13 protein-coding genes are annotated in these 13,818 nt (G+C 38.1%); 12 read left to right on the top strand and 1 reads right to left on the bottom strand.

Annotated elements, in window-relative coordinates; translation table 11 throughout:
• The first annotated feature begins 12 nt into the window (after nucleotides 1-12).
• Nucleotides 13-1,287, top strand: coding sequence for an imidazolonepropionase (gene hutI / locus AC4HCY_RS14775; protein ID WP_323430806.1), 1,275 nt, complete (start codon nucleotides 13-15; stop codon nucleotides 1,285-1,287).
• Complete coding sequence (locus tag AC4HCY_RS14770; protein WP_491094508.1) at nucleotides 1,281-1,898, top strand: cyclodeaminase/cyclohydrolase family protein; 618 nt, start codon at nucleotides 1,281-1,283, stop codon at nucleotides 1,896-1,898. Before hutI ends, AC4HCY_RS14770 begins: the two co-directional genes overlap by 7 nt.
• 767 nt (nucleotides 1,899-2,665) lie before the next feature.
• On the opposite strand, the gene AC4HCY_RS14765 is transcribed toward AC4HCY_RS14770, so the two are convergent.
• Nucleotides 2,666-3,898, bottom strand: coding sequence for an IS110 family RNA-guided transposase (locus tag AC4HCY_RS14765; protein WP_323430808.1), 1,233 nt, complete (start codon nucleotides 3,896-3,898; stop codon nucleotides 2,666-2,668).
• Between the two features lie 389 nt (nucleotides 3,899-4,287).
• On the opposite strand from AC4HCY_RS14765, the gene AC4HCY_RS14760 reads away from it, so the two are divergent.
• From AC4HCY_RS14760 to AC4HCY_RS14715, 10 genes are all read left to right on the top strand, one after another.
• On the top strand, nucleotides 4,288-4,782 hold the full coding sequence (locus AC4HCY_RS14760; RefSeq protein ID WP_323430809.1) for a radical SAM protein: 495 nt from the start codon (nucleotides 4,288-4,290) through the stop codon (nucleotides 4,780-4,782).
• A gap of 100 nt (nucleotides 4,783-4,882) precedes the next feature.
• Entirely contained in the window at nucleotides 4,883-5,722 is an 840-nt protein-coding gene (locus AC4HCY_RS14755; RefSeq protein WP_491094507.1) for an SPASM domain-containing protein, read from the top strand.
• 28 nt (nucleotides 5,723-5,750) lie between these two features.
• Nucleotides 5,751-7,403 (top strand): ABC transporter ATP-binding protein, encoded by a 1,653-nt coding sequence (locus tag AC4HCY_RS14750; protein ID WP_323430811.1) that lies wholly within the window; start codon nucleotides 5,751-5,753, stop codon nucleotides 7,401-7,403.
• Nucleotides 7,404-7,418: 15 nt separating this feature from the next.
• The gene (locus AC4HCY_RS14745) at nucleotides 7,419-7,886 is read left to right on the top strand and encodes a hypothetical protein (RefSeq protein WP_323430812.1); all 468 of its coding nucleotides are present in this window, start codon (nucleotides 7,419-7,421) and stop codon (nucleotides 7,884-7,886) included.
• A 129-nt stretch (nucleotides 7,887-8,015) separates the two neighbouring features.
• Nucleotides 8,016-8,267: an IS66 family insertion sequence element accessory protein TnpA gene (gene tnpA, locus AC4HCY_RS14740; RefSeq protein ID WP_323430813.1), complete on the top strand. Its 252-nt coding sequence runs from the start codon at nucleotides 8,016-8,018 to the stop codon at nucleotides 8,265-8,267.
• A 32-nt stretch (nucleotides 8,268-8,299) separates the two neighbouring features.
• Complete coding sequence (locus AC4HCY_RS14735) at nucleotides 8,300-8,707, top strand: transposase (RefSeq protein ID WP_491094506.1); 408 nt, start codon at nucleotides 8,300-8,302, stop codon at nucleotides 8,705-8,707.
• Nucleotides 8,677-8,976, top strand: coding sequence for a cyclodeaminase/cyclohydrolase family protein (locus AC4HCY_RS14730; RefSeq protein WP_323430876.1), 300 nt, complete (start codon nucleotides 8,677-8,679; stop codon nucleotides 8,974-8,976). Before AC4HCY_RS14735 ends, AC4HCY_RS14730 begins: the two co-directional genes overlap by 31 nt.
• Nucleotides 8,977-9,318: 342 nt before the next feature.
• Nucleotides 9,319-10,017: an ABC transporter ATP-binding protein gene (locus AC4HCY_RS14725; protein ID WP_255225708.1), complete on the top strand. Its 699-nt coding sequence runs from the start codon at nucleotides 9,319-9,321 to the stop codon at nucleotides 10,015-10,017.
• Complete coding sequence (locus AC4HCY_RS14720) at nucleotides 10,014-12,404, top strand: COG1361 S-layer family protein (protein WP_323430815.1); 2,391 nt, start codon at nucleotides 10,014-10,016, stop codon at nucleotides 12,402-12,404. The genes AC4HCY_RS14725 and AC4HCY_RS14720 overlap by 4 nt, the downstream gene beginning before the upstream one ends.
• Nucleotides 12,397-13,752 carry an ABC transporter permease gene (locus AC4HCY_RS14715; RefSeq protein WP_323430816.1) on the top strand — a complete coding sequence of 452 codons (1,356 nt, stop codon included), beginning with the start codon at nucleotides 12,397-12,399 and terminating at the stop codon, nucleotides 13,750-13,752. Before AC4HCY_RS14720 ends, AC4HCY_RS14715 begins: the two co-directional genes overlap by 8 nt.
• Nucleotides 13,753-13,818 lie beyond the last annotated feature (66 nt).

Below are 13,818 nucleotides of genomic sequence, written 5' to 3'. Positions count from 1 at the left end.
TGGTGCATAATTATGGAAAAAAATAACACGCTGATAAAGAATGCTAAAGAAATAGTTACTTGCAGCGGCTTTAAGGCAAAGCAGGGCAGAGACATGTCTGATTTGCACATAATTGAAGATGGCGCAGTGGTTATAGAAGAAGGACGGATTAAAGCGGTAGGGAAAAATGACGAAATACTTAAAAGCTTTGATGAGAAAAACTATGAGGTCATTGATGCTGCCGGCAAAGCTGTATTGCCGGGATTTGTGGATTCTCATACTCATCTTGTCTTTGGGGGCTATAGGGCAGAAGAGTTCTCATGGAGGCTTCGCGGAGACAGCTATATGGACATCATGCAAAGGGGCGGAGGCATAGTCAATTCAGTAAAAGCAACGAGGGAAGCTTCGACTGAAGAGCTGCTTGAGGTCGGGATGAGCCGCCTTGATTCAATGCTTTCCTTTGGCGTTACCACAGTAGAATGCAAGAGCGGTTATGGTCTGGATTTAGAAACCGAGATAAAGCAATTAAAGGTTATGAAGGAGCTGGATTCAGGCCATCCTCTGGACATCATCAGCACTTTTATGGGAGCTCATGCCACACCTGTAGAATATAAAGGGAGAACAGACGATTATGTGGATTATATCATAAACGAGATGATGCCTCTGGTTGCCCGGGAAAGCCTTGCGGAGTTTTCAGATGTATTTTGTGAAAAGAATGTATTTTCTATAGAGCAGACCAGAAGGATACAGAATAGAGCCAAGGAATTAGGATTTAAGATAAAGCTCCATGCTGATGAAATCGTGCAATTTGGAGGCGGAGAGCTGGCAGCGGAGCTTGGCGCCACATCTGCAGACCATCTGCTCCAGGTATCTGACAGAGGTATTGAGGATATGTCAAAGGCAGGAGTAGTTGCAACTCTGCTTCCCTGCACCGCCTTCAGCCTCAAGGAGAGTTTTGCCAGAGGAAGAAAAATGATAGATATGGGATGTGCTGTAGCTCTTGCCACAGATTTCAACCCCGGAAGCTGCTTTTGCGAATCCATTCCTTTGGTTTTTGCTTTAGCGGCTCTGCAGATGAATATCGGTATTGAGGAGGCTGTCACGGCTCTAACAATAAATGGGGCGGCAGCCATTGACAGGGCCCATGAGATAGGAAGCATTGACCCGGGTAAAAAAGGTGATATGCTTATACTGGAGTTCCCCTCATATAAGTTTATTCCGTATCATATTGGCGTGAGCACTGTAGAAAAAGTAATAAAAAACGGCAGGTTAGCTTTTGATAAGAAAAAAGGAGGAAGGCTATGTTAGCAGATAAAAACATAAAAGCTTTTTTGGAAGAAACCGCATCAAGCGCTCCGGTGCCGGGAGGCGGGAGTGTAGCAGCTCTCAGCGCCGGCCTTGCGGCAGCCCTCACAGCGATGGTAGCGAATCTAACCATAGGCAAAAAAGGCTATGAAGGTCTTGAGGGCGAAATGGAAGCTATAGCTGATGAAGCAAATGGATATAGAAAAAAATTCTTAGAATATATAGACAGGGATTGTGAATCTTTCAATGAGGTAATGGCTGCCTTCAGGCTTCCTAAGGAAACGGAAGAGGAAAAGGAAATGAGAAAAGGCAGCATCCAGAAAGGCCTTAAAAACGCCGCATTAGTTCCCCTTGAGGTTGCGAAGAATGCACTGCAAATGATGAATATTATTGCTAAAGCGGTGGAAAACGGAAATAAAAATGCTGTGACAGACGGAGCTGTAGCGGCTATGATGGCAAGAACAGCAGCTCTATCAGCCTTATACAATGTTAAAATCAATTTAGGCTCCATAAAAGATGCTGAGTTTGTTGAAAGGCTTGGCAAAGAAGTGGCAGATATTGAAAAGAAGGCAGTAGAGACTGAAAAGTCTATATTAGATAAGGTTGTGCTTTAGTAAAAAGCTCGGACAATGTCCGGGCTTTTTAAAATTAGTGCAGATAAAACATTAAATATTTTACATCAGTAAAATCATATTAACTGATAAAAGAGTGCATTTGCTTGACTCCTCACCTTTTGGTCGAAGCGTTTCAGCCTTATTCCGCTTGCTCCAGCGTAACGATACCTACAGTGATTCACTTTATGTTCTCCATAGCTTACTTACCCTCGCAGTTGTCCCAGTTTAGGATGCTCGAACTTCCACTTTCTTCTTGTTTTTAGAGTATTTGTTTGAGGTCTTTGTGCCAAGTTTTATTATACAGGATCACCTTGAAATTATTACCTTATTATGATAATATTTACCTATAATAGTATAAGGGAGGCGAATTAGATGAAGAATTTTGCAAATCTAAGTATGGTTAAAAGAATCAGAAAATCTGGACGTCCTTTGTCTATTGCATCCTGTGGATATGCGTATAAGCCGCCTGGTGACAATCCATAAGAGTCCTTAATAATTATTGGACAAGCAACAAACAACCAAATGGAGAAGTCACTCTCCATTTGGTTGTTTGTTGAATATCCAGCATAAACGCAATCTCACTAACCGATAAAATAAAAATAGTAGTGTAAAACTTTACACTACCAATTGTAAAAGAGTCTAGCGGTAATATGTCAAGACAAGATTAATTAAATTATCATGGGAATATGTATGATATTCCTTAAAAATGACGCACTTTAATAAGCCTCTAGGAAGCTGCAACTTCTTACAGGCGTTAAATGAACTGACTATCTATTATTCGGCGGTATATAAAGCTGATTGGTGTAAAGCAGTGAGTACACCAATCGAACCAACTTCCTTGCAGTTAGTGCGAGGGCACGTTTGTGCTGATGTTTCGGTACTTCTTTAAACTTGGATTGATAGTAGCGTTTGAATTCGGTATCGTGCATGCGTACCTTATTCGCGGCTTCCAAGAAATAATACTTTAAGTATTTGTTGCCCGAAAGTATCAGCCTTGTGTTGGAGGCTTCGTAATCTCCAGACTGGTATCTCGTCCAGGTGATGCCGGCATATTTAGCAAGAAAGGCATGGCCTTTAAAACGATGAATGCCCGCAATTTCAGCTAACAATCCAGCACTATGCACAGAGCCAATACCAGGAATGCTAGTTAAAATAGCAGGAAAAAGTTGCATATAGGATTCAATAGCTTTGTCTAAATCCTGCAATTGTTGTTGTAAAGAGCGTATTCCAACTAGACGAACAGCTAGTAGTTGGTTAACAGAATCGTTTACTGTTTTAGATAAACGATAGGAGCTTCTTGAGGCAGCTTTAAGTTCTTTGGCAATACGTTGAGGATCCTCAAATTTGTTTTTACCTTTTCCCATCAGGAAATCAGCTAGTTCTTCTATAGGCATTTCATTAATGTCATCAACGGAAAAGAAGTCTGAAATCACAGCAATAGAGGTAGCACCAAACGTATTGGAGAATACATTTGAGGAGTCAAGTGAGAAAAACTTGTAAAACAAAGTATCAAGGAACCAGGCCTTTTCACGGCTTAGGTTTTGTGCGAGCTGGAACCTGGCTCTTGTAAGGTTACGAAGGGCAATGTATTTCTCGTCGAAGTTTACCTCTTTGGAAATATGGCCAAAACGTAAGTAGTCAGCGATGATAAGTGTATCGATGTTATCGTTTTTAGGAAGATCAGGATAGGCCTCTTTAAAGGCCTTTACCTGTTTGGCATTGAGAATAAAAACCTTGACATCCCATTTTTTCAGGAAGTTGTCGTTACGGAGAAAAACCGCCAGATGATCAGCATAAACGGAAGTGGATTCTATTCCGATGGAAACAGCCTGAAAGTCTGAATGGAGAATGGTGTCATGGAGTTTATCCAAGATAGTATCCGCACCGATCTGGTTATTAGGAACATGAAAAAGGGATAAAGTATCACCTTGGGAATCTGTGAAACGGACTACATTATTCTTTTTGCTAACATCGATACCTACAAAGAGAGTGTTCAACATAGATATTACCTCACTTTCTGAATAAATTAAGAAACCAATAAAACAATGCCCTTGGGACTGCGGCAGCGACATCCTCGCATATATGAATAAGCTCCTGTGGTGCATGCACGAACCCTTCCTGCAACAAGGGACACCTATTCAGGAGAAAACAGCTAGCGGTTAGAAGAAAACACACAGCCAAGGGGAACTGACTTATTAAGAATAAAGCAAAAGGTTAAACACGGAGTGCCTGAACTTTCCTTAATGGTTTCTACCATTTATTAAACCAAAGGCATTGCTATTGGTAAAGCAAAGAAAAAAATAAAGGATAATAGATTGTAAGGCTTTTATCCTAAATAACTATAAACTTTTCCTTGCAAATACTACTTGATTTAAAGAGGAGTAAAATAATGAATGATTTCATAAAAGAGCCGATAGCAAGTGTTTGGGAAGTGACAATGGGATGCAATATGAGATGTATGCATTGTGGTTCCTCTTGTGAAACGCCGCTGGAGGGAGAACTCACTACTGCGGAGGCTCTTGATCTTATAAGTCAAATGAAAGAAGTTGGGTTGAAATATGTAGCGCTATCGGGAGGAGAGCCTACGATACGAAAAGACATTTTTTTGTTAGCTCGAGCTTTAAGTGATTCTGGGATTAGCTTTAGTTTATTATCCAACGGATGGCTAATTGACGAAAAAATGATTAGTAAAGCGATTGACTCTAATCTTTCTTACATAACTATGAGTTTAGATGGACTCCAAGAAACCCACGATAGAATTAGAAAACCACAATCGTTCATAAGGATAATGTCAACATTAGACTTACTAAGCAAAAATGGAATAAAAACAGGAATAGTAACTACTTTATACAAACAAAGACGATATGATGTTAGAACCCGATGATTTACTACGCATTATTGATTATGCACACGAGTTTTCTCAGAAATCTTCTGTCGCCACAAACCCAAAGATATATTTAGCTGATAGTATTGGATATTATAATTTGAAAGAAATATCTATAAAAGAGAAAGTATTAGGCGAAGAAGATGCAATCTGGCCTGGGTGTGGTGCTGGGAAATCAGGCTTTGGGATACTACACAATGGAGATATAGTTCCTTGTACATCATTGAGAAATGAAAACTATATACAAGGCAATATTAGAGATACTCGATTGATTGACATTTGGAATGGGGGATTTAAGCAGTTTAGAGAGTTTTCAGCAAGTCAACTTAAGGGATTTTGTTCTGATTGCATGTATTCATCTATATGTCTAGGAGGATGTGCCAATACACGCTATTGCGTGGAAGGCTGTATAGAATCTGAAAATAAGTATTGCTTATATGGAGTCATGGTAAAGAAGGAGCTTAACAAACTGCTGAGGGCAGACAATGATTATAAATTGGCTGATATTAAAAGACAAATAAGTGATTGCATAAAATCTGACAATTATCAACTGCTTATAGCTTATATTTATGAGATTTTGCCTAGATATCTAAGTGGAACTGAAATATGGATATATCTAATGAATACTTTGGCATTTTCATATTTCAAAATTGAATTATTTGAAAAAACTTTAGAGGTTTGCCAACAAGTGTTGAAAAACGATTCCACAAACCTTGATGCGCTGAAAGGATATGGACTCTCATTATATCACACTGGAGAAACGACTACAGGGAAACAAATTCTTTTTGACTGTATAAATAATTCAAAAAATTCGTGTTCCGATATTTATTCGGATTTAGTAAATATAATGCGGATAGAGGGAAATGAAAGTGAAGCAGCGCGATTGATAGCGGAAGCCTCTAAAAAATATCCGGATTTTCTTATGAAAAGAGGCTATTAATAATGAATCGGGAAAGGATAGGGGAAAATTGAAAAGAACAGATAATGAAGGCTTTAAACTAATCAAAAAAAATTTTAAAAGATTACGTCCATATCAGATTGCTGTATATATTTTGGCTCTGATAACTATTATTCTTTCATTGGCATTAGTAAATATGATGCAAGGTATAGTAGATAGACTGGCTATAGGTCATTCTGTTAAAGATGGGCTCTTTCCCCTATTAGTGACATGTATATCCTACTTTGCATTTGTCGCAGTTTTTCAATTCTTATTCAGGCGCACCCAAATGGTAGGGAGAAATGAAATATTGGTTTTATTATATAATAACCTTCAAAAAAAGGAGTTATCCTTTTTTAAAAAACACAACTCGGGGGAAATAGTATCTTTGATAAATAATGAAGGCAGGGAAGTGGGAGATTGGATTTCGTTTGGAGTGCTTGGTCTTTTTAATTTATTTACAGTTCTAATTATGAACATTGGGCTGATGTTTTATTATAATTGGATATTGGCGCTGATAGTATGTTCAATGATTCTTATAGTATATTTTTCAACCCAATCCATAGCATCATCTATTTCAAAACTATCCGCTGCATCTTATGAGATGACGAGCAAGGTCAATAGTTTCCTCCTCGAAACATTAAAATCAGAAAAGCTGATCCATATACTTAATAAACACAAATGGTTTACATCTCGTTTTTCAAGCTTAGTTTATGAAGAGCGCTATCCGCTGGATCGTAAACGTGCGGATTATCATGCAATATATATGACTATGTTTCTTTTCCTATCGGTACTGCTACCTATTATTACTGTTTTAATTGGGGCTAGCATATCCAAAGGAAATAATATTTCGGTAGGGGAGCTATTGGCATTTTATGCACTCACTGCACATATTCAAGAACCTGTACAATATATACCCGATTTCTTAAGTCAAAGGAAGAATGCTATAAAGCTGGCAGAGCATCTGCTGCCGATAATGGAGGATGTCGATATAGAACAAGATACACTATCAACTTTGCCTCCTAAAGTTGATAGCCTATCTGTTGATATAGCATATTTCTCCTATGAGAAAAGCGAAGAAAAATTACTGGAAAATGTTAAATTTTGTGTGAAATCCGATGAATTGCTATTGATTAAAGGAAATAGCGGATCAGGAAAAACAACTTTAGTTGATATTATAATGGGCTTTGAAAATTCTGATTTAGCACAAGTATTCTTAAAAGATGTAGACTGCTCAAAAATTGCCCATCGGGATAGATGGAATCATATACTTTTGGTAGGGCAGGAGTCCTTATTGATTGAAGGAACATTAAAAGAGAATCTAAATTTGGGAGATAACTTTTCGGATGAATTGATTGGAGAGGCTCTTTATACTGCTTGTTTGGAAGAGTTTATGGACACAAAGAAATTAAATCAGATAATCAAGGGTCAAGCGGATGGTGTGAGCGGTGGACAAAAACAACGCATTTGTCTGGCTCGTATACTTCTTCGAAAACCCGATATACTGATTTTGGACGAGCCAACCTCTTCCTTGGATAGTTCTACTTCTGAAACATTGGCACAAAGAGTTACAGACTTCGCTAAAAAATATAGCATAATAGTATTGGTCGTATCTCACAAATCAGAATTTGACAAATATGCAACAAGATATATAGAGGTAAAAGCGGACAATATTTGCGTTTAAGGAGGAATATATTAAATGAATATAACACTGGAGAAAGCGTATGAAGAGGATGCCGACATCCTCTTATATATACAAAAGCAAGCTTTTCGCCCTTTATATGATTTATATCTGGATGAAGAAAGTCCTTATTGCGATACTGTTGATGATATAAAATGGAAAATAAATTATAAAAACGGGAAATATTACAAAATATTTGCAGATGGGATACTTTGCGGCGGCTTATTCACTTTTCATATTAAGGATGGGCTATATAAAATGGGTCAGTTATATATAACCCCTAAAGAGCAATGCAAAGGTATTGGATCAAAAGCTATTCTTATAGCGGAACAACTTGAGCCGGATGCTAAAGAATGGGAATTAGATTTCCCGGAAGATCAAATAAAAAATGAAATGTGCTATCGGAAAATAGGATATGTACCTTTGGGGAAAAGAGAAGTTGTCAATGAAAGATTAAAGTTGGTCTTTTATCACAAAAAATTATAGGCAATTTTCCAAGTAAGATTTATTATAAAAATTGAGTTATATTAAGCGTAACTGCTCCAAAAGAGGACGTGGTGAAACGCATACGAATATAAGCTAAACTGGATTTAATAGAAATCTGGGGGGAATCGTATGAATCAAGAGGCACTAAATCTTTGGAAGCAGAGAATTATAGACAAGAAAAACAGCGAGCTAAGCTTTGTTGAATGGTGTACGAAAAACAATCTGACGATACATACATACTACTATTGGTTAAGAAGCATAGAAGCAAATGGGCAGAATGACGAAGCTCTAAAACAAATGGAAAAATCAGAGCTAAATATCACTTGGAAGGACATTAATCTTAGAGCCTGTCTAAAGTCTTGCGTGTATGTTACAAAATAAGGCATAACACATGTGAAATGGAGTAATAAATAATGCGTAAGCCGTACCCAAGCGATATAACTCGTGAACAATTTGCCCAAATAAATAAAGATCTCGAAAGTGCAAAAAAAGCCACCTGCCCACGCAAAATTGACATTTACGAGGTTTTCTGTACGATATTATATTTACTAAAAAATAGATGTACATGGAGAGCTTTGCCTCACGATTTTCCTGATTACAGGCATGTTTATTATTATGGCGTATGGACGAAGAAGAACGGAAAAGGAGAATCCGTGCTAGATTATGTTCTTGCAAAACTTATCGATTTAGAACGCTATGAAACAAGGGAAAATCCCACACCCACAATGCTTATAGTTGATTCTAAAAGCGTTCAGAATGCTGATATAGTGGGTAAAAAAGGAAAAATGCCATCCAGAAAGGCCTTAAAAACGCCGCATTAGTTCCCCTTGAGGTTGCGAAGAATGCACTGCAAATGATGAATATTATTGCTAAAGCGGTGGAAAACGGAAATAAAAATGCTGTGACAGACGGAGCTGTAGCGGCGATGATGGCAAGAACAGCAGCTCTATCAGCCTTATACAACGTTAAAATCAATTTAGGCTCTATAAAAGATGCTGAGTTTGTTGAAAGGCTTGGCAAAGAAGTGGCAGATACTGAGAAGAAGGCAGTAGAGACTGAAAAGTCTATATTAGAGAAAGTTGTACTTTAGTAAAAAGCTCGGACAATGTCCGGGCTTTTTAAAATTAGTATAGATAAAAAATTAAATATTTTACATCAGTAAAATCATATTAACTGATAAAAGAATGCATTTGCGAAGGAAATTAGAGTTTGTTAGCGAAGGATAGGATCAGTTGCGTCAACTGTTTGAGCCAAAGCGAGTTTTGACGCAACCCTATACAAGCTTACAAAGTCTTAGTTCCGAAGCTTATTGCAATCGTTATCAGCTAATATAAAGGATATATAACTTATTTAGTATAACTTATATGAAAACTTTTCTGCTTATAATACGTCTAAATATATTTGATGGGGGTGATGTTTTATAGAAGCTATTATGAAATTAACAGATATCAGCAAAATCTATCGCATAGGAACTGAAAAGGTAGTTGCACTGGAGAATATAAATTTAGAAATCCCTAAGGGAGAAATTTGTTGTATATTGGGCACTTCCGGTTCAGGCAAATCAACTTTGCTCAATCTTATGGCCGGCCTTGAACGGCCTACAAAGGGAAATATAAAAATTAAAGGTAAAAACATTGAAAGAATGAGTGAAAACAGCTTGGCTAAGTTTCGACAAAACTATGTAGGCTTTGTATTTCAATCATATAACCTGCTGCCTGCCCTTACTGCAGTAGAAAATGTCAGTTTACCTCTGATATTCAGGGGTGTCGGCAAAAAAACAAGAAATGAAAGAGCTAAAAAGCTGCTGGCGCAGGTAGGCCTGGAAAAGCATCTGAAGCATAAGCCGAATCAGATGAGCGGCGGACAGCAGCAAAGGGTTGGAATAGCGAGAGCTTTTGTGGGAAAGCCGGAGATAATATTTGCGGATGAGCCTACCGGAAATCTTGATTCAAAGACTACGATAGAGGTGATGAAGCTGATTACGGGCATTGCGAGAGAAAACAATCAGACATTGATCATCGTTACCCATGATGTAAATATTGCAAAATATGCGGACAGAATAGTATATATATTAGACGGCAACATAGAAAAAATAGAAAAGACGGTTAGTGCAGAGGGGGAAATAGTTTGAAAAAACGTTTAGCAGGTATAATTATTTTTCTGATGATGTTTCAGATGATTTCAGCCATTGGAGTGGCTTATGGAGACGATGGAGATGCAGAAATAATATGTGATGGAAACATATACAATAAAGATGGCAAGAATATATCGTATGTAGGAGAAAATGAACCTTTTTCAATTAAGCTGGAAGTGCGTAATAAAACGGGAAATACACCCAAAGACTTATATATTACTTTCGAAAACAGCCCTTCTTTTGAACGGGCATCATATTCGGAAGGACAGGAAAGAAGAATCAAAATATCTAGAGATTCTAAAATTTCTTTAGATTTATTTTATCTTGGCGGAGGCAGTCCAAAATTAGAATTAGTAGCAGAAGGTGAAGATGGGGCAGTTTATGCAACAAAATCAGTCAATATATCTGTAGCTTCCGATTCCTCAGGTTCACCTTCAACCAATAAAAATCAACCTAAGCTTGTAGTTTCCGGTGGTGCAAGTATCCCTGTGGTAAATGCGGGAGAAGAAGCAAGGATACATATTCCTTTGGAAAATATATCTTCAGCTGCAGCAAAAAACATTCAAGCTACTTTAGAATTCAGTGGAGAGGACAGCCCTTTTGAAATAGATAAGCTTAGTATTACATACTCTATTGATAAGATAAACGGTAAAAAAATTGAAGACGCAGTATTTATTGTAAATGTATCTGATACGGCAGCAGAAAAAATATACCCTGTAAAGTTAAAGCTTATTTATTACTCACTGTCAGGTAAAGATGAAAAAACTGAAGACTATACTATAAATATCAGAGTCCAAAATTCCAAGAAGCCTGCAAAGCTTGTTTTATCCGCTATAGGTTACGGAGATACCCCACTTACAGCAGGAGAAAAGAGAACCATTTCGCTGATACTGAGAAACAACGGAAATCTTGATGCTCGGGATGTGAAGATTTCCTTGAAGGGACTTAAGACAGATGGCTTCACATTGCATAATTCTCCTGATGTAAAGCAGGTTCAGGACATTCCCGGCAATAAGGTCATGCAGATCGATTATGTATTGATACCTTCCATAGCCATGGCTACGGGGAATCACGACTTACAGCTTAAGGTGGACTACAAGGACGGCAAGCAAACCCCTTTTACGGATGAATTCAGCTTTTTTCTGCCTGTAAAGGGTTTGGATACAACCATGTCCGATATAATAATAGAGAACATAGAAACGCCGAAGGAAGAGATAAAAGGTGAGGAAAGCTTTCTTATAGCCTTTGATATAGTGAATAAAAGTGATATAGAAGCTGATGAAGTAAAGGTAAGCTTGACCACAGACAAGGAAATAATATGCAAATCTTTGAATATTAAGAAGCTTGGCAAGCTGGTGAAGGATGATAAAAAAAGAGTGGAATTTGAGCTTTATGCTGCTTCAGAAGCAGTTACCAAGAATTATCCTATTCAAATAAATGTGGATTATGAAAATGGAGTTGGAGAGAAGAAAACCAAAAACACTATAAGTCAGTATGTAGGGGTATATGTCAACAGAGGCAGCGGTAAGGGCACACCAAGGATAATAGTGGACAGATATAATATAGAACCTTATACGATACAGGCAGGGGATATCTTTCAGCTTACCATGTCATTGCTGAATACCAGCTCCTATGCAACAGTGGGTAATATAAAAGTATCTCTTGTAAGTGATGATGGGGTTTTTAGCCCTGTTAACAGCAGCAATACCATATATATAGAAAGCATAGGCCCAAAGGAAAGCATGCAAAAAGTTTTCACATTGACTCCTAAGAGAGATGCAGAGCACAAGACCTATGGCATCTCTGTAAATATAGATTATGAAGATGAGAAGGGAACTCAATTAAGCTCAAAGGATATGATATCTGTACCTGTAATACAACAGGCGAAGCTGGTATTAGGCGATGTGATGATTCCACCCGAGGCCTATGTCGGGCAGCCCTTCCCCGCTTCGGTGGAATTTTATAACATGGGTAAAACTACGCTGTATAATCTGATGATAAGGACAGAAGGCAATTTCACTACACAGAATTCAAACTATTATGTGGGCAATTTTGAATCCGGCAAAACAGATAGCTATGAAGTCGGAATAACACCGGAAGAGGAAGGGGCTATAAGCGGCAAAATAATTTTTAGCTATGAAAACGCAGTGGGTGAAGCCTTTGAAGAAGTAAAGGAAATACAAGCAAATGTAATACAAATGCCTATGGAGCCTATGCCTCAACCCGGCATGGGAGAGAACCCGGAGGGGAATGAAAAGAATAAAATTATGAAAATGGTTAAAAGCCCGTATTTTATAGCAGGTTCTATTCTATTGGCCGCGGCTGTTATTTTTATTGCCAGAAAGATACATAAAAAGAAGAAAGGTATGACTTTCGATGAATAGTATTGATATTGTCAATATGGGCCTCAGGAATATGTGGAGGAGAAAAACCAGAACCATCCTTACAGTTTTGGGAGTAATAATCGGAACCTCTTCCATAGTAACCATGCTATCTCTGGGAATTGGAATGAACGAGAATTTCAAAAGAGAGATAGAGAGCATGGGAAGTCTCAATATCATTGAAGTTAATACATATTATGTGCCGCCTGAAGGGAATATGGGCAGGAGGCCTAAGAATGCGAGTCTGGATGATAAAGCATTGGCAAAATTTAAAGCAATAGATGGGGTGGATGCCGTAACACCTATTATGCATACTTATTGGAAGTTTGGAGCAGGCAAGTATATAGGCGGTGTAAGCGTTATAGGAATAGATACAAAATCTATGGAAGCTTTTGATTTTAAAGTTGAAGAAGGCAGGCTCCTCAACGAAAGAGATAAAGGGGCTTTGGTTTTTGGTTCCTATGTGCCGCAAATGTTTTACAATCCCAAGGCCAGCTATTACTATGGCGGTCCGCCGCCAAAGGTTGATTTGATCAGTGATAAGCTTATAATGACCATGAATCAGCAATATGGGGAAAGAAGGAGAACTGGCCCTAGTGACAGCAGCGAGAAGCCTCCACCGGAGTATAAGGTTAAGGGCGTGGGAATATTAAAGCAAAGCAACGATGAAAAAGATTATAATGCTTATATGGATATCAACTATCTTAAAAAAATTCAGGAAGAAAGCAATAAAGTTCAAGACAGGCAGGCAAGAGGAAGGTTTCGTTATAGAGAGGTCTCAAAGACCAGCTACGACAATGCTATGGTAAAGGTTAAAGATATTAAGAATGTAAAAAAGATTCAAGAACAGATCAAGGAAATGGGTTTTGGTGCCTATAGCCTCACGGATATTTTGGAATCCATGCAAAAGACTTCTGCGGGAATACAGGCAGTTTTAGGCGGTATTGGAGCAGTATCTTTGCTTGTTGCCGCATTGGGGATTACGAATACTATGATAATGTCCATTTATGAAAGAACAAGGGAAATAGGTGTTATGAAGGTGCTGGGAGCCGAGTTGGGCTCAATAAAAAGGTTATTCTTATTTGAAGCAGGCCTTATTGGCTTTTCCGGAGGCATTATAGGAATAGGCTTTAGTTTATTGGTGTCATTCATTTTAAACAATGCTGGAATATCTCTTTTTGGGGATTTATTTGGTTTTGGCATGATGGAGGGGAGTAAAATATCTGTTGTACCGCTATGGCTTGCTGTTGCTTCGGTATTGTTTGCAACGTTTGTAGGCTTGGTTTCCGGATACTATCCTGCTAAAAGAGCCATGAAGCTCAGCGCTCTTGAGGCGATAAAAACAGAATAAAAAATGAAAATAAAAGAATTCTAATGATAAGGTAAGATATATATGGGAAATACACAAATAGGGAGT

Source organism: Lutispora sp. QWL-02 (assembly GCF_058315355.1).
The sequence above is the reverse complement of the archived record's forward strand: the minus strand, read 5'-3'. Positions and strand labels throughout refer to the sequence as shown.

Bases quoted from the DNA above. Each gene is read 5' to 3' on its own strand.
- tnpA (WP_323430813.1), top strand. From the start codon at position 8,016: ATGAATCAAGAGGCACTAAATCTTTGGAAGCAGAGAATTATAGACAAG.
- AC4HCY_RS14735 (WP_491094506.1), top strand. From the start codon at position 8,300: ATGCGTAAGCCGTACCCAAGCGATATAACTCGTGAACAATTTGCCCAA.
- AC4HCY_RS14725 (WP_255225708.1), top strand. From the start codon at position 9,319: ATGAAATTAACAGATATCAGCAAAATCTATCGCATAGGAACTGAAAAG.
- hutI (WP_323430806.1), top strand. From the start codon at position 13: ATGGAAAAAAATAACACGCTGATAAAGAATGCTAAAGAAATAGTTACT.
- AC4HCY_RS14715 (WP_323430816.1), top strand. From the start codon at position 12,397: ATGAATAGTATTGATATTGTCAATATGGGCCTCAGGAATATGTGGAGG.
- AC4HCY_RS14745 (WP_323430812.1), top strand. From the start codon at position 7,419: ATGAATATAACACTGGAGAAAGCGTATGAAGAGGATGCCGACATCCTC.
- AC4HCY_RS14760 (WP_323430809.1), top strand. From the start codon at position 4,288: ATGAATGATTTCATAAAAGAGCCGATAGCAAGTGTTTGGGAAGTGACA.
- AC4HCY_RS14765 (WP_323430808.1), bottom strand. From the start codon at position 3,898: ATGTTGAACACTCTCTTTGTAGGTATCGATGTTAGCAAAAAGAATAAT.
- AC4HCY_RS14770 (WP_491094508.1), top strand. From the start codon at position 1,281: ATGTTAGCAGATAAAAACATAAAAGCTTTTTTGGAAGAAACCGCATCA.